We start from the raw sequence: 17,882 nt of genomic DNA, 5'->3' as shown, positions 1-17,882 counted from the left end.
GTGGCCCGTCCGTCAAGCATGACGGGCAGGTTCTCTCAAGCTCGCATCAATAGCACACGCGACGCCTCACATAGTAGCGGCGACCATAGTTCCACCGCTTGACCCAGACGATGCGGCAGGGCCTGTAGTAATGCGGCCTGTAGTAGTACCGAGGCCTATAGTACCGAGGCCTGTAGTAGTGATAGTGACGATGGTATACACGATAGTAGTAGTAGGCGAACTGCATCGTGGCAGGTGACGCGGTCCGGGCCGGATCGATGGCCGGCAACGCGGTCTGCGCCACCGCCGCCTGGGCCGAACCTGTCACGAGAGCTCCGCCGCCAAGCCCGAGGGCGAGAGCGACGGCCAACACGATCTTACGGAGCATGGATGCTTCCTCCGATTGCTGCTGCTACCGGTCAATCCCGACCCTGCCGCCCAACGGATCGGTCCGGTGTCCTGACGTTAGCATTATTGCCGCAGGGACTGAACGCATCTTGATGACATCGTTCATCTACGGTTCATCATGATGAACGACGCCGCCTTATTTGCGGCACAGACTCCGCCATTTTGGAGAGCATGATGATCAATTCCGCCGCCCCTGGCGCGGCCCGTCCCCACCCTTTCCTGGCCGGCCTGCGCCGGCTGCTGCCGGCGCGGTGGCGCGAGCCGGCGCCGCTGGTGCCGGTGCTGCGGCTCTCCGGCGTGATCGGGCCGACCGCGCCGCTGCGCAGCGGCCTCAACATGGCGCGGATCGCCGACGCGCTCGACCGCGCCTTTTCGGCCAAGGGCGCCAAGGCGGTGGCGCTGGTGATCAACTCGCCCGGCGGCTCGCCCGCCCAGTCGCACCTGATCATGCGCCGCATCCGGGCGCTCGCCGCCGAGAAGAAGCTGCCGGTCTATGCCTTCGTCGAGGACGTGGCGGCCTCGGGCGGCTACATGATCGCCTGCGCCGCCGACGAGATCATCGCCGACCCCACCTCGATCCTGGGGTCGATCGGCGTCGTCTCCGCCTCCTTCGGCTTCGACCGGCTGATCGAGAAGATCGGCGTCGAGCGGCGCGTCCATACCGCCGGCCGCTCCAAGGCGATGCTCGACCCGTTCCGGCCGGAGAATCCGGAGGACGTGGCACGGCTCGAGGCCTTGCAGCAGGAGATCCATGCGCTGTTCATCGCCCTGGTGAAGGAGCGCCGCGGCGAGCGCCTCAACGGCACCGAGGAGGAGCTCTTCTCGGGCGCCTTCTGGACGGCGGGCAAGGCGATCGAGCTCGGCCTTGCCGACGCCATCGGCGACGTGCGCTCGAGCCTGCGCCAGCGCTTCGGCGACAAGGTCAGGCTCAAGACGGTCGCATCCGAGCGCGGCTTCCTGATGCGCCGCCTCGCCGGCGCCGCCGAACCCGTCAGCCCCCGCCTGGCGGAGGAGGCGCTTGCGACATTGGAAACACGTGCAATCTGGGCGCGTTTCGGATTATAGTGACAAACCAACGAGAGGATCGCCATGCCGCCAGTCCTTGCCACCGTCGCCACCGTTGCGGCCGCCATCGTCGTCGTGAGCGTGCTCCGGCGTGAATGGCAGCGCGTCAATCGCGAGCTCGACGCGGTGCCGGTCCGCGTCAAGGACACCCATACTCTGCGGCGTGACCCCGTGACCGGGGAGTGGCGGCCGCATCGCTGAGCGGCTCTGCGCGTCCGTTCGACCGGGCGCCTTCCTTGCCTTGAAGGGCGGCATGGCCAGGCAGGTTCTCGCGAACCTGCCTGCACTCGAGGATCTGAGCAGCGTCGATTTTGCATCGGGGATGCAAAATCAATCGTGGCGAAAGCCGCGAGAAGCTGCTTAGGGTGCGCCGCACATTGCGCCCCCGCGAGAGACCATGGCTGCCGACCTCCCTCCGCATATGCGCCCGGACCGATCGTTCCAGGGCCTGATCCTGACCTTGCAGCGCTACTGGGCCGACTATGGCTGCGTGGTGCTGCAGCCCTACGACATGGAGGTCGGCGCCGGTACGTTCCATCCCGCCACGACGCTGCGCTCGCTCGGCCCCCGGCGCTGGAACGCCGCCTATGTCCAGCCCTCGCGCCGGCCCAAGGACGGGCGCTATGGCGAGAACCCGAACCGGCTGCAGCATTATTACCAGTTCCAGGTGATCCTGAAGCCCTCGCCGCCGGACCTGCAGGAGCTCTATCTCGGCTCGCTCGCGGCGATCGGGGTCGATCCGCTGCTGCACGACATCCGCTTCGTCGAGGACGACTGGGAGAGCCCGACGCTCGGCGCCTGGGGCCTGGGCTGGGAATGCTGGTGCGACGGCATGGAAGTGTCGCAGTTCACCTATTTCCAGCAGGTGGCCGGCCAGGAGTGCAATCCGGTCTCGGGCGAGCTCACCTACGGCCTCGAGCGCCTCGCCATGTATGTGCAGGGCGTGGAGAACGTCTACGACCTCAATTTCAACGGCCGCGAGGGCGCGGAGAAGGTCACCTATGGCGAGGTGTTCCTGCAGGCGGAGCAGGAATATTCGCGCCACAATTTCGAGCATGCCGACATCGAGATGTTGAAGCGCCATTTCCTCGACGCGGAGATGGAATGCCGGGCGCTGCTGGCGGCCGGCGACAAGGGCGGTCATCACGACATGGCCCTGCCGGCCTATGACCAGTGCATCAAGGCCAGCCATCGCTTCAACCTGCTCGACGCGCGCGGCGCGATCTCGGTGACCGAGCGGCAGAGCTACATCCTCCGGGTGCGCGAGCTGGCCAAGGCGTGCGGCGAGGCCTGGGTGAGGACGGAGGCCGGCGGCGGCGCCCGCGCCGGCGGCTGACCGCCGCACGCCCCGCCCGTCCCCGCCGCCCCCTGTCCGGACCAGCCCGATGCCCGACCTCCTCCTGGAACTGTTCTCCGAAGAAATCCCCGCCCGCATGCAGGCCAAGGCGGCCGACGACCTCAGGAAGCTCGTCACCGACGCCCTGGTGGCGCGCGGCGTGCTCTACGAGGGCGCCTCGGCCTATGCCACGCCGCGCCGCCTGGCGCTGACCGTGCAAGGCCTGCCGGCGCGCCAGCCCGACACGCGCGAAGAGCGCAAGGGCCCGCGCGTCGGCGCGCCGGAGGCGGCGCTGCAAGGCTTCCTCAAATCCGCCGGCCTGGCGTCCATCGATCAGGCGAGGATCGAGAGCGACCCGAAGAAGGGCGAGTTCTATGTCGCGATCCTGGAAAAGCCCGGCCGCGCGGTGGCCGAGCTGATCGCCGAGATCGTGCCGGAGGTGGTGCGCACCTTCCCCTGGCCGAAATCGATGCGCTGGGGCTCGGGCAACCTGCGCTGGGTGCGGCCGCTGCACTCGATCCTCTGCACCTTCGGGCCGGAGACCGAGGATCCGGAGGTGGTCCGCTTCGAGATCGAGGGCGTCAGCGTCGGCGACATCACCCGCGGCCATCGCTTCATGGCGGGCGGTCCGATCCAGGTGAAGCACTTCGGCGATTACGTGCGCAAGCTCGAGGCCGCCAAGGTGGTGCTCGACCCCGCTCGCCGCCGCGACATCATCCTGGCCGATGCCAAGACCCTCGCCTTCGCCCGCGGCCTGGAGTTGGTCGAGGATGAAGCGGTGCTGCACGAGGCCGCCGGGCTGGTGGAATGGCCGGTAGTGCTGCTCGGCTCCTTCGACGAAGGCTTTCTCGGCGTGCCGGACGAGGCGATCCAGGCGACGATCCGCGCCAACCAGAAATGCTTCGTCGTGCGCGATCCCTCGACCGGCAAGCTCTCGAACCATTTCGTGCTGGTGGCCAATATCGAGGCCAAGGACGGGGGCCGCGAGATCGTCGCCGGCAATCAGCGGGTGATCCGGGCGCGGCTGTCCGACGCCAAGTTCTTCTGGGAGACCGACCTCAAGCCCCTGCCCGGCTTCGAGGCTGAAGGCAAGCCGCTGGACCAGCGGCTGCGCAAGCTCGCCGACCTCAAGGTGGTGTTCCACGAGAAGCTCGGCACCCAGGCCGCCCGCATCGACCGCATCGAAGCCCTGGCGGCCACGCTCGCGCCGCTGGTCGGCGCCGATGCGGCCAAGGCCCGGCGGGCGGCACGGCTCGCCAAGGCCGACCTGATGACCGAGATGGTCGGCGAGTTTCCCGAGCTCCAGGGCCTGATGGGGCGCTACTACGCCGCGGCGCAGGGCGAGGATGCCTCGGTCGCCGCCGCGGTCGAGGACCATTACCGGCCCAAGGGTGCGGGCGACCGCGTCCCCGCCGACCCGGTGGCGATCGCCGTGGCGCTGGCCGACAAGCTCGACACGCTGGCCGGCTTCTGGGCCATCGACGAGAAGCCGACGGGCAGCAAGGACCCCTATGCGCTGCGGCGCGCGGCGCTCGGGGTGATCCGGACCGTGCTGGAGAACGAGCTGCGCCTGCCGCTCGCCGGGCCGCTCGGCATGGCGCTGACGCCGATGCCCGGCGCCGGAGCCGCCGAGTCGAGCAGCGACCTCCTCGCCTTCTTCGCCGACCGGCTGAAGGTGCAGCTGCGCGAGCAGGGCGCCCGTCACGATCTGGTCGACGCCGTGTTCGCGCTCGGCGGCCAGGACGACCTGCTCCTGATCGTGCGCCGCGTCGAGGCGCTGGGTCGCTTCCTCGACAGCGAGGATGGCCGCACGCTGCTGGCCGGCACGCGCCGCGCCGCCAATATCCTGCGGGCCGAGGAGAAGAAGGACGGCGACGGCGCCTTCGCCGGCGGGGCCGACGCCGCGCTCCTGGCCGAGCCGGAGGAGACGGCGCTGCATGCCGCGCTCCAGACCGCCAAGGCCGCCGTGGCGGCCGCGGTCGAGCGGGAGGATTTCGAAGCGGCGATGGCGGCACTGGCACGGCTGCGCCCGCCGGTGGACGCCTTCTTCGACAAGATCCTGGTCAATGCCGACGACCGGGCGCTGCGGGCCAACCGCCTGAAGCTGCTGGACGAGATGCGCGCGGCGACCCGGACGGTCGCCGACTTCTCGAAGATCGAGGGGTAGGGCGGCGTCCCCGCGTGCCTGAAGCAACGCGGGAAACCCCGCTCCCGGCCGGGAGAGGGGTGGCAACCCGCCCTGCGTCAGTCGGCGCCCTTCCGATCCGCGTCCGCGCGTCCTTCGCTGACCGGGCGGCGTTGCCCGGCTCAGGCCGCGAGCGTTTCCAGCGGCGCGATCGGCGATATGCCGAGCCCGGCGAGCCTGCTCACGCCCGCGCAGGTCTGATCGCGCGTGTCGCTCATGGTCCTCCGGCTCAGAACATCCCGTGCGGATTGGCGCGCGGGATATCCGGCGCGAGCCATGGGGCCGCGTTTTCAGGGGTGCCGACGACCTGCAATGTGTCCCAATGCTCGATCGCCTTTCCCTCCGCATCCATCCTGTAGATGTCGACGCCGGCGATCCCGGTATCCGCTGGGTCGTCGTTGAAGAGATTCAGGAAATTCACGTGGGCGAAGACATAGTCGCCGACGGCGATGATCTTATGGACGATGACGCGAGCCTCAGCGCGGTCCCTGGTGATTCCACCGAAGAACTGTCCCAGCGCTTCCGCGCCGTCCGCGATGAGCGGATTGTGCTGGACATATCCGGGGGTCATGAACCGGCCCACGAATTCCTCCGACTTCTTCTGGTTGATCACCAGATCATAGAACTCAAGGACGTTGTCCTTGTTGCGGACGGCACGGGTGTCGCTGGTGTCGACGAGCTCGATCATGGCTCACTCCTGGTTGTGACGTGATGGAGGGTCGGACGCGCTAGCTCAGGCCGACGATCTCGAGGCGCAGCGCATCCAGTTCGGCGTCGGATTTCTCGCGGGCGGCCCGAAGCATCGCGTCGGCGTCCGGGCCGACCGGCGCGCGGCTGGGCGCGGGCACCTGCTCGGCGAGCTCGATCACGCGCGCGGCCGCCGCGACGGAGTCGAGCCCGCCCGCCTGCATGCCGTTGAGGGTGGTGGCAAAGGTTCCGAACGCGTCCGCGTACAACGCGCGGTGTTCAGGCGTCATGCCGTCGGCAATGCGGGCGAGAGCCGCCGCCGTCTTCGCCGGGCCGCCGGTTCTCATGTTTCCGGCCGCGGCCACCACGACGTCGATGCCGAACCGCTTCAGCTCGGCGCGATAGACGGCCGAGAACACCTCCATGGCCGCCTTCGAGGCGCCCGATGGCCCGTTGAAGGGCAGCGGCACGCTGGCCGTCCAGGTGCTGACCTGGACGATGCGGCCACGGGCCTTCCGCAGCGCCGGCAGATAGGCGTTCATGACCGAGAGCGCGCCGAACACATTGACCTCGAATTCGCGCCGGATGGCGTCGAGCGGCAGAACCTCGATGGGTCCCGGGGTCAGGATGCCGGCATTGTTGATGAGGAGGTCGAGGCCGGCATTGCCGAGCGCGTCGGACACGCCGCCGGCCCAGGCCTTCACGGCCTGTTCCCTGGTCATGTCGCAGACGGTCAGGCTGACGCGCCCGCCGGAGGCGGCCTTCAGATCCCCGACTTCCGCGGCGGACATGGCCGTGCCGAACACGATATAGCCTTTGGCCGCGAGCCCGAGCGCGATATCGCGGCCGAGGCCGCCGCCGGCGCCGGTCACCGCAGCGGACCGGCCGGACTGTCGGGATGCCGATGACATCAGGTGTCTCCTTTCAGATGGCGCGGGGTGACGCAGGTTCCGTCACGGCTTTGCCGGCGCTGCCCGGACGATGGGCGCCACCTCGCGTCCGAGCAGCTCGATCGAGCGCTTCATCGCCGCCGTTTCGAGGGATGCGGTGCTCATCTGGAAGGTGATGCGCGAGATGCCGCCGAGCGCATCGCCGGCATCGAGCATCTTGGCGGCGACGGTCGCGGGGTCGCCGATGAGGAAGGCGCCTTCCGGGCTGCACATCGCCTCGAACTGCTGGCGCGTCGGCGCCGACCAGCCGCGCTCGCCACCAATCTTCGCCGTCAGATGCGCCCAGCCGGGGAAGAAGGCATCCTTGGCCTCGGCAGTGGTTTCTCCGACGAAGCCCATCGCATGGACGCCGACCTTGAGTTGCCCGGGCGCATGCCCGGCACGCAGACCGCTCTCGCGGTAGAGATCGATGAGCGGGCGGAAGCGCCGGAAGCTGCCGCCGATGATCGCGACCATCAGGGGAAGGCCCAGCATGCCGGCGCGCACGAAGGAGTCCGGCGTGCCGCCGACGCCGAGCCAGACCGGCAAGCGCGATTGATGGGGGCGAGGGAAAACGCCCTGGCCCTCGAGCGCCGGACGGAACCGGCCTTCCCATTTGAGATTGGTCGTCTCGCGGAGCTTGAGGAAGAGGTCGAGCTTCTCCGCGAAGAGATCGTCATAGTCCCGCAGGTTCAGACCGAACAGCGGATAGGCCTCGCCGAACGAGCCGCGGCCGACGACGATTTCGGCGCGCCCCTTCGCGATCAGGTCGAGGGTCGCGAACTCCTGGAAGACCCGCACGGGATCGGCGGCGCTCAGCACCGTAACCGCGCTCGTGAGGCGGATCCTGGTGGTGCGGGCCGCCGCCGCCGCCAGAATGATCGCCGGCGCGGAATCCAGGAATTCGGCGCGATGGTGCTCGCCGATGCCGAACACATCGAGCCCGACGCGGTCGGCGACCTCGACCTCTTCGAGGAGATCGGCCATGCGATCGGTTGCCGAAGGCAGCTGGCCCGTCGCGGGATCGGGGAGGATTGCCGCGAAACTGTCGATGCCGATGTCCATGATGCGTTTCCTGCGCAGTTGTCAGCCGGCAGACGCGACCAGCGGCGGCGGCACGAGGTCCGTCTCGCCGGCGATCCCGGGAAGCGGCCGCGCCGCGAGCCCTCGCCGGCTTTGGCTGACGGCAAGATGCCGTTCCGCGCGGCGGCGTGGTAGCCTCACAGCCTGGTAAGCTGTGTCGCGAAAACTGGAACGCCGATGCTGGATCTCGAAGACCTGCAGACCTTTGTCGAGGTGGCCGATGCCGGCGGCGTGTCGCCGGCCGCCCGCCGGCTCGGTGTCTCGAAGTCCATCGTCAGCCGGCGGCTGATCCGGGTGGAATCCGAGCTCGGCGTCCAGCTTCTCGCACGGACCACCCGCGGCGCGGCGCTCACCGAGGCCGGCGTCACGTTCCGCGAGCATGCGGCCAGGGTCTGCGCCGAGATCGACGTCGCGCGGGAGACGATCCTGCCCGCCGGCGACCTGCGCGGTCGCCTGCGGATTGCGGCGCCGCTATCCTTCGGCCCGACGCATCTGGCGCCGGTGCTGGCGGACCTGGCCAGCAGGCATCCGCTCCTTCACGTGCATGCCTGCTACAGCGATCGTTTCGTCGATATCGTGGGAGAAGGCTTCGACTGCGCCGTCCGCGTCGGCTACCTCAGCGACTCGAACCTGATCGCACGGCGCGTCGGGCCCATCCATGGCAGGCTCGTTGCCAGTCCCGCCTATATCAGGGAGCATGGGGCGCCCGAGACGCCGGAAGGGCTGGTCTCGCACCAGGCCCTGTTGCAAGGCACCGAGACCTGGCGGTTCATCGACGGAGACAGGACGATCGCCGTTCATCCGCAGGGCCGGTTCAAGGCGGATAACGGGACGGCGCTTGCGGCGGCAGCCGTCGCCGGGCTCGGCATCGCCGCCTTGCCGGACTTCCTGACGGAGAAGGACCTGGCGTCGGGTTCCCTGGTCCCGGTGATGCCGCAGTATCCGCTGCCCGAGGCCGGCCTGTTCGTCGTCCGGCCGCCGGGGCAGCACCCCACGCGAAAGATCCGTGCCCTCACCGAATTGCTGATCGAGCATTTCGGCTGACGGCCGGATCATCGGAGATATCCGCCCAGGCCGGCCACGGATCGGGCCCGGCACCACGGGCGCTTGCCAACGTCATCGTCACGGCGCATTTGTTTGCAAGATTGCAAGCAGATGGCCTGCCGATGACGACGTCCCCGACCGCCCCCTCCCGCGTGCAGACCTCCTGGGACGACTATCGCTATGTCCAGGCGGTGGCGGATGCGAAGTCGCTGGTCGGGGCGGCCGAGAAGCTCGGCGTCAACCATTCCACCGTGTTCCGGCGCATCAACGCCGTGGAGGAGGTCCTCGGCACCCGCCTGTTCGAGCGCGGCCGCCAGGGCTACGCCCTCACCGCCGCAGGCGAGGAGATGGTGGCGCTGGCCGGGCGCATGGACGGGGAGATCACCAGCTTCGAGCGCCGCATCGCCGGGCGCGACATCAAGCCCTCGGGAGATCTGCGCGTCACCACCAACGACACGCTGATGGTGCACCTGATGACGCCGGTCTTCGCCAGCTTCCTCAAGGCGTGCCCGGACATCCGCCTCGACGTGGTGATCGCCAACGCCTCGCTCAACCTGTCCAAGCGCGACGCCGACGTGGCGATCCGCGCGACGTCGGCGCCGCCGGAGACGCTGGTCGGCCGCAAGATCTGCGTCATCGCCTGGGCGGTCTACGGCCAGTCGCCCTTCGCCGGACGCGACATGGTGGATGCGCTCGGCGGGCGCTGGGTCGGCTTCGGCGAGAACCTCGCTCATATCCAGCCCTCGCGCTGGATGGAGCGGGAGGTGGCGGTGGAGCGCGTGGTGATGCGCCTCAACACCGTGCTCGGCGTCGCCGAGGCGATCGAGGCCGGCGTCGGCTTCGCGCCCCTGCCCTGCTTCATCGGCGACCAGATCTCCAGCCTGGCGCGGATTTCCGAGCCGCTCGACGAGCTCTCCTCGCCGCTCTGGCTCCTGACCCATCCGGACCTGAAGCATTCCGCCCGGGTGCGGGTGTTCATGGACCATGCCTGGGACGCCCTCGCCAGGCGCCGCGGGCTGATCGAGGGCAAGGGCATCGCCGCGGGGCTGTAAAGCCCTCGCGCCGCGGGGCTGTGAGGCTGCCGCGGCCTATTCGGCAGCGATGATGTCGTCCTCGGCGACCGCCGCCGGGGCGGCCGGCGCGTTCGGGTCGCCCAGCGCCGTCTCCCAGCCGAGGTCCGGGATGGCGGCGATGCGGTTGCCGCGCATGTCGGCGCGGGTGACGACGAAGCCGGCGCGCTCGAGGTGGCGGATCTGGCTCTTGGCCCGCCCGGCCGAATGGGAGCCGCAGCGATGGGCGAGCTCCATGTTGGAGGGGCAGGCGGCGCCCTGCAGCGCCGCGGCGGCGAGGATCAGGAACACGGCCTGCAGGTCGCTCGGCACGCGGCGGGCGACGTCGATCGCCGCCTGCCAGGCCTCGGCGTCGACGGCCGCGGGGTCGAGGCCGGCGCGGGCGATGCTGAGCTGCAGCCGGAAATCGGCGAGCGGCAAGGCGCCGGGCAGCTTCTCCAGACGGCAGCGGGCGAGGAAATCCTGGTAGAGCCCAGGCTCGGGCCGGAAATGGGCCTGCGGCTCCAGCATCATCTCGTAGGCGATGCGGCGGAACAGCGCCTCACGCTCCGCCCAGGGCACCACCGGCTCCTCCTCAGCGGGCGCCGCGGGACGGTTGCGCACCACCTGCTCGAGGATCTGGTTGGTCGACAGCGGCGGCGGGACGCTCGGCCGCCGCTCGGCCGCAGCGCGGGCCGGCGCGGCCGGGACCGGCGCCAGGATCAGCTCGCGCGCCTCTTCCGAGGGCTGCTCGGGCAGCGGCGTCAGCTTCGGCGCGGCGGCGCGCATCTGCGTCTCCACCGGCCCGACCTTGATCGGCAGCGGCCGGCGCGAGATGGCCGGGCCGAGGGCGACGAAATGGCCGCGCTGCAATTCGCGGAAGGTCTCGGCCTGGCGCCGGTCGAGGCCGAGCAGGTCGGCGGCGCGGGCCATGTCGATGTCGAGGAAGGTGCGGCCCATCAGGAAGTTGGAAGCCTCGGCCGCGACGTTCTTGGCGAGCTTGGCCAGGCGCTGGGTGGCGATGATGCCGGCGAGGCCGCGCTTGCGGCCGCGGCACATCAGGTTGGTCATGGCGCCGAGCGAGAGCTTGCGCACCTCCTCGGCCACGTCGCCGGAGACGGCGGGGGCGAAGAGCTGCGCCTCGTCCACCACCACCAGCATCGGGTACCAATGGTCGCGCTCGGCGTCGAACAGGGCGTTGAGGAACACCGCCGCCGCCCGCATCTGCCGCTCGGCGTCGAGGCTCTCCAGGTTGAGCACGGCGGAGACGCGGTGCTGGCGCACGCGCCCGGCGATGGTGCCGAGCTCGGCGACGCTGCGGTCGGCATCGACCACGACATGGCCGAAGCGCTCGGCGAGGCCGGAAAACTCGCCCTCGGGGTCGACGATCACCTGCTGCACATGCGGGGCGCTCTGCTCCAGCAGCCGGCGCAGCAGATGCGACTTGCCCGAGCCGGAATTGCCCTGCACCAGGAGGCGGGTGGCCAGGAGTTCCTCGATATCGAGCATCGCCGGCCCACCGGCTCCGCCGGGGGCGGAGACGCTGCCCATCTCGATCTCGATCTTCATTCCCCTCCTCCGGCCCGGCCGCCCTCGCCTTCGGCAGCCCCTCAATACCGGCATCGGCCGGCCGATGAAATCCCCGGGGCCGCCCGGGCGGCGCTTTCCACATCTTCGGCAGGCGCGCCTCAGCCGATCTCGACCACCACGCGCCCGCGCGTGCGGCCTTCCAGGATGCGGGCCGCCACCTCCTTGACCTCGGCGAAGGGCACGGTGCTGGTCATGGCCGCGAGCTTGCCGCGGTCGAGCTCGTTGCCGAGGCGGCGCCAGGCCTCCTTGCGCACCACCAGGGGGCACATCACCGAGTCGACGCCGAGCAGCGACACCCCGCGCAGGATGAAGGGGGCGACCGTCGCCGGCAGGTCCATGCCGCCGGCGAGGCCGCAGGCCGCGACGGCGCCGCCATACTTCGTCATCGACAGGGCATTGGCGAGCGTGGTCGAGCCGACGGTGTCGACCACGCCGGCGAATCGCTCCTTGCCGAGCGGGCGGACCTTGCCGGTGAGCTCGGCCCGGTCGATCACCTCGGCGGCGCCGAGGTCCTTGAGATAGTCCGCCTCCTCCGTGCGCCCGGTCGAGGCGACCACCTCGTGGCCGGCCTTGGCCAGCAGGGCTACCGCCACCGAGCCGACGCCGCCGGCGGCGCCGGTCACCAGCACCGGGCCGCGGCTCGGCGCGATGGCATGGGCCTCCAGGGCCATCAGGCAGAGCATGGCGGTGTAGCCGGCCGTGCCGATGGCCATGGCCTGGGCATGGCTGAGGCCGTAGGGCAGCGGCACCAGCCAGTCGCCCTTGATCCGCGCCTTCTCGGCATAGCCGCCGAGATGGGTCTCGCCGACGCCGAAGCCGTTGAGCACGACATGGTCGCCGGGCCGCCAGTCCTTGTGGGTGGAGGCGGTAACCTCGCCGGCGAAATCGACGCCCGGAATCATCGGGAAGCGCCGCACCACCGGGCTCTTGCCCGTGATGGCCAGGCCGTCCTTGTAGTTGACGGTGGAATGGGTGATGCGGACGGTGACGTCGCCCTCCATCAGGTCCTGCTCGTCGAACTCGGCGAAGTCGCAGGCATAGCCGGTGTCCGGCTTGGTCACGACGAGGGCCTTGAAGGTGGGCATGCGCATCTCCGGGGACAACCGAGGCGTTTGTCCTGCCGCACGGCGGGGAACGCAAGCGGAATGTCCGGCGCGGCCGGCGCATGCCGCTGCCACGCCCGGCAGAGTCTTGTCAGACAAAAGATCAGCAATGCCAACCCATTACGCAGGGTTGTGAGGATTTGCGCAAATCACGCCGGCCGTCCGCACATAGCAATTGCAATTCGCGTCGCGCTGTGAAAAGCCTGCCGGCAACCACTGCCCGGCCGGCGCGCGAGGGGATCAGCCCCTGCGCATGCCGGCCGGAGCCTTCGGAACTGCGGCATGTCCGTCCGGTCCCCGGACAGGGTTCGGACGATGGCCGCGTGGGAGAGGTGAAGCATGACGAAGTGGGTTTATGGCTTCGGTGACGGCCGGGCCGAAGGCGAGCAGGGCATGCGCAACCTGCTCGGGGGCAAGGGGGCCAACCTCGCCGAGATGTCGAATATCGGCCTGCCGGTGCCCCCCGGCTTCACCATCACCACCGAGGTCTGCACCCACTATTACGCCCATGACCGGCACTATCCGCCCGAGCTCGCCGGCGAGGTCGAGGCGGCGCTCGCCGCGGTCGGCCGCATCACCGGCAAGCGCTTCGGCGACCCGGCCAACCCGCTGCTGGTCTCGGTGCGCTCCGGCGCGCGGGCCTCGATGCCCGGCATGATGGACACGGTGCTGAACCTCGGCCTCAACGACGCCACCGTGGCGGCGGTGGCGGCCGCCTCGGGCGACGAGCGCTTCGCCTGGGACAGCTACCGGCGCTTCATCACCATGTATTCGGACGTGGTGCTGGAAGTCGACCATGCCCATTTCGAGGAGATCCTCGAGGACTTCAAGGAGCACAAGGGCTATGTGCTCGACACCGACCTGACGGCCGCCGACTGGAAGGGCCTTGTCGCCAAGTACAAGACGCTGGTGCAGGAGGAGCTCGGCAAGCCCTTCCCGCAGGATCCGCACGAACAGCTCTGGGGCGCCATCGGCGCGGTGTTCTCCTCCTGGATGAATGCGCGCGCCATCACCTACCGTTCCCTGCAGCAGATCCCGGAGAGCTGGGGCACCGCGGTCAACGTGCAGGCGATGGTGTTCGGCAATCGCGGCGAGAGCTCGGCCACCGGCGTCGCCTTCACCCGCAACCCCTCCACCGGCGAGAACGCGCTCTATGGCGAGTTCCTGATCAACGCCCAGGGCGAGGACGTGGTGGCGGGCATCCGCACGCCGCAGCCGATCACCGAGACGGCGCGCATCGCCGGCGGCATGCCGGCCCCCTCGATGGAAAAGGCGATGCCGCAGGCCTTCGCCGAGTTCAAGCGCATCACGCACGTGCTGGAGCAGCACTACCGCGACATGCAGGACATCGAGTTCACGGTGGAGGCCGGCAAGCTCTGGATGCTGCAGACCCGCTCGGGCAAGCGCACCGGCAAGGCCAGCCTCAGGATCGCGGTGGAGATGGCGAACGAGGGCGTCATCACCCGCGCGGAGGCGGTGGCGCGCGTCGATCCCGCCGGGCTCGACCAGCTGCTGCACCCGACCCTGGATCCCAAGGCCGCGCGCCAGGAGATCGCCCGCGGCCTGCCGGCCTCCCCCGGCGCCGCTTCGGGCGAGATCGTCTTCACCTCCGAGGAGGCGGAGGCGGTGAAATCGGCCGGCCGTCCGGTAATCCTGGTGCGCCAGGAGACCAGCCCGGAGGACATCAAGGGCATGCTCGCCGCCGCCGGCATCCTCACCCGCCTCGGCGGCATGACCTCGCACGCCGCCGTGGTGGCGCGCGGCTGGGGCAAGCCCTGCGTCTCCGGCGCCGGCTCGATCCGGGTCGATGCGGCCGCCGGCGTGCTGCATGCCGGCGGCAAGGCCTGGCGCAGGGGCGACATCATCACCCTCGACGGCTCGACCGGCCAGGTGCTCGCCGGCAAGGTGGCGATGCAGCAGCCGGAGCTCTCGGGCGAATTCGCCACCCTGATGGAATGGGCCGACGGCCTGCGCCGCATGAAGGTGCGCACCAATGCCGAGACGCCCTCCGACGCGCGCCAGGCGCGGCAGTTCGGGGCGGAGGGCATCGGCCTGTGCCGCACCGAGCACATGTTCTTCGAGGAAGGCCGCATCGTCGCCATGCGCGAGATGATCCTGGCCGACGACGAGAAGGGCCGCCGGGCCGCCCTCGCCAAGCTCCTGCCGATGCAGCGGGCCGATTTCCGCCAGCTGTTCGAGATCATGTCGGGCCTGCCGGTGACGATCCGCCTGCTCGACCCGCCGCTGCACGAGTTCCTGCCGCACACCGACGAGGAGGTCGCCGAGGTCGCCGCCGCCATGGGCGCCTCCGAGGCCAAGCTGAAGGCCCGGGCGCTGGAGCTCAGCGAGTTCAACCCGATGCTGGGCTTTCGCGGCTGCCGCCTCGCCATCGCCTATCCCGAGATCGCCGAGATGCAGGCCCGCGCCATCTTCGAGGCGGCGGTCGAGGCCGCCCGCTCCACCGGCAAGCCGGTGACGCCGGAGGTGATGGTGCCGCTGGTCGCCACCAAGGCCGAGCTCGACCTGGTCAAGGCGCGCATCGTCGCCATGGCCGAGGCGGTGACCCGGGAGAGCGGCGTCGCCCTCTCCTACCAGGTCGGCACGATGATCGAGCTGCCGCGCGCGGCACTGCGCGCCGGCGAGATCGCCGCGACGGCGGAGTTCTTCTCCTTCGGCACCAACGACCTCACCCAGACCACGATCGGCATCAGCCGCGACGATGCCGCCGCCTTCCTCGGCACCTATGTGCAGAAGGGCATCTTTGCCGTCGACCCCTTCGTGTCGATCGACCAGGAGGGCGTGGGCGAGCTGGTGAAGCTCGCGGCCGAGCGCGGCCGGGCGGCGCGCGCTGGGCTCAAGCTCGGCATCTGCGGCGAGCATGGCGGCGATCCCGCCTCGATCGCCTTCTGCGAGAGCGCCGGGCTCGACTACGTCTCCTGCTCCCCCTTCCGCGTGCCGATCGCCCGCCTGGCGGCGGCGCAGGCGGCGCTGGCGGACAAGGGCAAGGGCTGAGGGACGGCGAGGTCGTCTGACATCACCCCACCCCAACCTGCATCGGCCCCGTTGCAGGCGCACGATCGCCCAATCCCCTTTCCGATGCAGCCGTCGCGAGGGCCTGCCTTCACGACGGCATCGATGCAGCTGCCGACGAAAAGAAAAGGAAGGCCGCTTGCCCGTTATTGCAAAAAAGATATATTTCTCGGAATACCTTGGACCGTCAGTTTTCTGAATGCCGATGTGCGGGCGGAGCTTGAGGCGCTCCCGCGCGACATCGTGGCAAGCTTCCTGCGCATTTCGCGGCTTATCGAGGCCGGCGGATTGCACGAGGTGCACGAACCTTATGTGAAACACCTCCAGGGTGTTCTCTGGGAAATGCGACTGAAGGGCAAGGACGGTATCGCCCGTGCGGCCTATGTCACCGCCACAGGCCAGCGTGTCGTGATTGTCCGGGTCTTCGCGAAAAAGACCCAGAAGACCCCGCGCCGCGAAATCGAGTTGGCCCTGCAAAGGGCGAAGGAGGTTCGATGATCCGCCACTATATACCGGTCGAAGAAGCAGCTCGGGACTGGTTCAAGGATCCGGAATTCCGCGCGGCTTATGACGCCTTGGATGAGGAATTCGCGCTCGCCGAGGCTCTGATCAAGGCTCGAACTGCCGCCGCGATGACCCAGGCGGACGTGGCGAAGGCGATGGGCACGACACAGGCGGTCGTTGCCCGCTTGGAAAGCGGCCGCACCATGCCATCGACGCGCACGCTGCAAAGGTTCGCCAAGGCGACAGGCAACCGCCTGCGCATCAGTTTCGCACCGGCCAAGACCGCGCCGGTAGAGCGATAAGCCGGCGATCAGCGGAATCGAGCCGCCTTCGGCGTCCGCGCCAGCTTCACGCGGGCCGCCCGTTCAGCCGCCGAAGCGTCTCGGCGCGGCGTTCGGCGACCTCCACCTCCTCATCCGAGAGGAGGAGACCGCGGCTGGCCACGTCGAGGCCGGCCTAGCCGATCTGGGCCTCACCCGAGCACGGTGTCGAACAACAGCTTGAAGTTCAGCACCAGGATGATGCCGGCCACGGTCCAGGACAGGACGGCGGCCCAGCGGGGAATGGTGAAGACGCCCATCTTGCGCCGGTCGGTGACGAAGCGCACCAGCGGGATCACGGCGAAGGGCAGCTGCATGGAAAGGATGACCTGGCTGAGCACCAGGAGCTGCGCCGTGCCCTTCTCGCCGTACAGGGCGGTGACGACCACGACCGGGACGATGGCGATGCCGCGGGTGATGAGGCGGCGGGCCCAGTTGGGCAGGCGCAGGCGCAGGAAGCCTTCCATGACGATCTGGCCGGCGAGCGTCGCGGTCACCGTCGAGTTGAGGCCCGAGGCGAGCAGCGCCACGGCGAACAGGGTCGAGGCGATGCCGAGACCGAGCAGCGGCGACAGGAGCTCGTAGGCCTGGTCGATCTCGGCCACGTCGGCATGGCCGGTCTCGTGGAAGGCGGCGGCGGCGACGATCAGGATCGCCGCGTTGACGAACAGGGCCAGCATCAGCGCGATGGTGCTGTCGGCGGTCGACCATTTGATCGCGTCCCGGCGCCCCTCCTCCGTCCGCTCATAGGCGCGGGTCTGCACGATCGAGGAGTGGAGGTAGAGATTGTGCGGCATCACCGTCGCGCCGATGATGCCGATGGCGACATAGAGCATCGCCGGGTTGGTGACGATCTCCGGCGAAGGCACGAAGCCCTTCAGGATCGCGGCCACGGGCGGCGCCGCCGCGACGATCTGGATGGCGAAGCAGGTGGCGATCACCACCAGGAGGGCGATGACGAAGGCCTCGATGAAGCGGAAGCCCTTGTTCATCAGGAGCAGGAGCAGGAAGGCGTCCAGGGCCGTGATCAGGGCGCCGGCGATGAGCGGGATGCCGAACAGGAGCTGCAGGGCGATCGCCGTGCCGATGACCTCGGCGAGGTCGCAGGCGATGATCGCCAGCTCGCAGGCGATCCACAGCGCGATGTTGACCGGCCTGGAATAGTGGTCGCGGCAGGCCTGCGCCAGGTCGCGGCCGGTGGCGATGCCCAGGCGCGCCGACAGCGCCTGCAGCAGGATCGCCATCAGGTTCGACAGCATGATCACCGTCAGCAAGGTGTAGCCGAACTGGGCGCCGCCGGCGAGGTCGGTCGCCCAGTTGCCGGGATCCATGTAGCCGACCGAGATCATGTAGCCCGGGCCGGTGAAGGCCAGCAGACGCCGGATCCAGGAGCCGCCCCGCGGCACGCTCACCGAGGCGTGCACCTCCGGCAGGCTCGGCCGCGCATCGTCCTCGGCAGCGGAGGCTTTCCAGGCTCGGTGCCGCAACACGCTCTCGGCCTCGGACATCGGACCATTCCACGAGAAGGGGGAGATTGACGTTGGATCAATTCCAATATGGACCGCGGCTC

The 17,882-nt window shown here is 69.3% G+C and carries 16 protein-coding genes; 9 read left to right on the top strand and 7 right to left on the bottom strand.

The window, feature by feature from the left end:
• Nucleotides 1-46 precede the first annotated feature (46 nt).
• Entirely contained in the window at nt 47-307 is a 261-nt protein-coding gene (locus tag QO011_RS17385) for a hypothetical protein (RefSeq protein ID WP_307274477.1), read from the bottom strand.
• Between the two features lie 254 nt (nt 308-561).
• On the opposite strand from QO011_RS17385, the gene QO011_RS17380 reads away from it, so the two are divergent.
• The 4 genes from QO011_RS17380 (at nt 562) to glyS (ending at nt 4,955) form a co-directional block, all read left to right on the top strand.
• Nucleotides 562-1,452 carry a S49 family peptidase gene (locus tag QO011_RS17380; protein ID WP_307274475.1) on the top strand — a complete coding sequence of 297 codons (891 nt, stop codon included), beginning with the start codon at nt 562-564 and terminating at the stop codon, nt 1,450-1,452.
• A gap of 24 nt (nt 1,453-1,476) precedes the next feature.
• Nucleotides 1,477-1,653, top strand: coding sequence for a hypothetical protein (locus tag QO011_RS17375; RefSeq protein WP_307274473.1), 177 nt, complete (start codon nt 1,477-1,479; stop codon nt 1,651-1,653).
• Nucleotides 1,654-1,849: 196 nt separating this feature from the next.
• On the top strand, nt 1,850-2,788 hold the full coding sequence (locus QO011_RS17370) for a glycine--tRNA ligase subunit alpha (protein WP_307274471.1): 939 nt from the start codon (nt 1,850-1,852) through the stop codon (nt 2,786-2,788).
• 49 nt (nt 2,789-2,837) lie between these two features.
• Nucleotides 2,838-4,955: a glycine--tRNA ligase subunit beta gene (gene glyS, locus QO011_RS17365; protein WP_307274469.1), complete on the top strand. Its 2,118-nt coding sequence runs from the start codon at nt 2,838-2,840 to the stop codon at nt 4,953-4,955.
• 247 nt (nt 4,956-5,202) lie between these two features.
• Here the strand turns inward: glyS and QO011_RS17360 are convergent, their stop codons facing one another.
• The 3 genes from QO011_RS17360 to QO011_RS17350 form a co-directional block, all read right to left on the bottom strand.
• Entirely contained in the window at nt 5,203-5,661 is a 459-nt protein-coding gene (locus QO011_RS17360) for a nuclear transport factor 2 family protein (RefSeq protein WP_307274468.1), read from the bottom strand.
• Nucleotides 5,662-5,701: 40 nt separating this feature from the next.
• Entirely contained in the window at nt 5,702-6,532 is an 831-nt protein-coding gene (locus QO011_RS17355; protein ID WP_307274465.1) for an SDR family NAD(P)-dependent oxidoreductase, read from the bottom strand.
• An 81-nt stretch (nt 6,533-6,613) separates the two neighbouring features.
• Nucleotides 6,614-7,654 (bottom strand): Atu2307/SP_0267 family LLM class monooxygenase, encoded by a 1,041-nt coding sequence (locus QO011_RS17350; protein ID WP_307274463.1) that lies wholly within the window; start codon nt 7,652-7,654, stop codon nt 6,614-6,616.
• A gap of 198 nt (nt 7,655-7,852) precedes the next feature.
• Between QO011_RS17350 and QO011_RS17345 the strand changes: the two genes are divergently transcribed.
• Complete coding sequence (locus QO011_RS17345) at nt 7,853-8,716, top strand: LysR family transcriptional regulator (protein WP_307274931.1); 864 nt, start codon at nt 7,853-7,855, stop codon at nt 8,714-8,716.
• 122 nt (nt 8,717-8,838) lie between these two features.
• Nucleotides 8,839-9,768, top strand: coding sequence for a LysR family transcriptional regulator (locus tag QO011_RS17340; RefSeq protein ID WP_307274460.1), 930 nt, complete (start codon nt 8,839-8,841; stop codon nt 9,766-9,768).
• A gap of 36 nt (nt 9,769-9,804) precedes the next feature.
• On the opposite strand, the gene QO011_RS17335 is transcribed toward QO011_RS17340, so the two are convergent.
• Entirely contained in the window at nt 9,805-11,334 is a 1,530-nt protein-coding gene (locus QO011_RS17335; protein WP_307274458.1) for an ATP-binding protein, read from the bottom strand.
• Nucleotides 11,335-11,453: 119 nt separating this feature from the next.
• Nucleotides 11,454-12,440: an acrylyl-CoA reductase (NADPH) gene (gene acuI / locus QO011_RS17330; RefSeq protein ID WP_307274456.1), complete on the bottom strand. Its 987-nt coding sequence runs from the start codon at nt 12,438-12,440 to the stop codon at nt 11,454-11,456.
• A 357-nt stretch (nt 12,441-12,797) separates the two neighbouring features.
• On the opposite strand from acuI, the gene ppdK reads away from it, so the two are divergent.
• The 3 genes from ppdK (at nt 12,798) to QO011_RS17315 (ending at nt 16,294) form a co-directional block, all read left to right on the top strand.
• Nucleotides 12,798-15,470, top strand: a complete 2,673-nt coding sequence (ppdK, locus tag QO011_RS17325) for a pyruvate, phosphate dikinase (RefSeq protein ID WP_307274454.1) — start codon at nt 12,798-12,800, stop codon at nt 15,468-15,470.
• A 123-nt stretch (nt 15,471-15,593) separates the two neighbouring features.
• Nucleotides 15,594-15,986 (top strand): type II toxin-antitoxin system RelE/ParE family toxin, encoded by a 393-nt coding sequence (locus QO011_RS17320; RefSeq protein ID WP_307274453.1) that lies wholly within the window; start codon nt 15,594-15,596, stop codon nt 15,984-15,986.
• Nucleotides 15,983-16,294: a helix-turn-helix domain-containing protein gene (locus QO011_RS17315; RefSeq protein ID WP_307274451.1), complete on the top strand. Its 312-nt coding sequence runs from the start codon at nt 15,983-15,985 to the stop codon at nt 16,292-16,294. Before QO011_RS17320 ends, QO011_RS17315 begins: the two co-directional genes overlap by 4 nt.
• A gap of 170 nt (nt 16,295-16,464) precedes the next feature.
• On the opposite strand, the gene QO011_RS17310 is transcribed toward QO011_RS17315, so the two are convergent.
• Complete coding sequence (locus tag QO011_RS17310; protein ID WP_307274449.1) at nt 16,465-17,820, bottom strand: Nramp family divalent metal transporter; 1,356 nt, start codon at nt 17,818-17,820, stop codon at nt 16,465-16,467.
• Between the last annotated feature and the right edge of the window lie 62 nt (nt 17,821-17,882).

This window comes from Labrys wisconsinensis (assembly GCF_030814995.1).
GTDB lineage: Bacteria > Pseudomonadota > Alphaproteobacteria > Rhizobiales > Labraceae > Labrys > Labrys wisconsinensis.
The sequence above is the reverse complement of the archived record's forward strand: the minus strand, read 5'-3'. Positions and strand labels throughout refer to the sequence as shown.

Bases quoted from the DNA above. Each gene is read 5' to 3' on its own strand.
- QO011_RS17380 (WP_307274475.1), top strand. From the start codon at position 562: ATGATCAATTCCGCCGCCCCTGGCGCGGCCCGTCCCCACCCTTTCCTG.
- QO011_RS17375 (WP_307274473.1), top strand. From the start codon at position 1,477: ATGCCGCCAGTCCTTGCCACCGTCGCCACCGTTGCGGCCGCCATCGTC.
- QO011_RS17370 (WP_307274471.1), top strand. From the start codon at position 1,850: ATGGCTGCCGACCTCCCTCCGCATATGCGCCCGGACCGATCGTTCCAG.
- glyS (WP_307274469.1), top strand. From the start codon at position 2,838: ATGCCCGACCTCCTCCTGGAACTGTTCTCCGAAGAAATCCCCGCCCGC.
- QO011_RS17360 (WP_307274468.1), bottom strand. From the start codon at position 5,661: ATGATCGAGCTCGTCGACACCAGCGACACCCGTGCCGTCCGCAACAAG.
- QO011_RS17350 (WP_307274463.1), bottom strand. From the start codon at position 7,654: ATGGACATCGGCATCGACAGTTTCGCGGCAATCCTCCCCGATCCCGCG.
- QO011_RS17340 (WP_307274460.1), top strand. From the start codon at position 8,839: ATGACGACGTCCCCGACCGCCCCCTCCCGCGTGCAGACCTCCTGGGAC.
- QO011_RS17335 (WP_307274458.1), bottom strand. From the start codon at position 11,334: ATGAAGATCGAGATCGAGATGGGCAGCGTCTCCGCCCCCGGCGGAGCC.
- acuI (WP_307274456.1), bottom strand. From the start codon at position 12,440: ATGCCCACCTTCAAGGCCCTCGTCGTGACCAAGCCGGACACCGGCTAT.
- ppdK (WP_307274454.1), top strand. From the start codon at position 12,798: ATGACGAAGTGGGTTTATGGCTTCGGTGACGGCCGGGCCGAAGGCGAG.
- QO011_RS17320 (WP_307274453.1), top strand. From the start codon at position 15,594: ATGCAGCTGCCGACGAAAAGAAAAGGAAGGCCGCTTGCCCGTTATTGC.
- QO011_RS17315 (WP_307274451.1), top strand. From the start codon at position 15,983: ATGATCCGCCACTATATACCGGTCGAAGAAGCAGCTCGGGACTGGTTC.
- QO011_RS17310 (WP_307274449.1), bottom strand. From the start codon at position 17,820: ATGTCCGAGGCCGAGAGCGTGTTGCGGCACCGAGCCTGGAAAGCCTCC.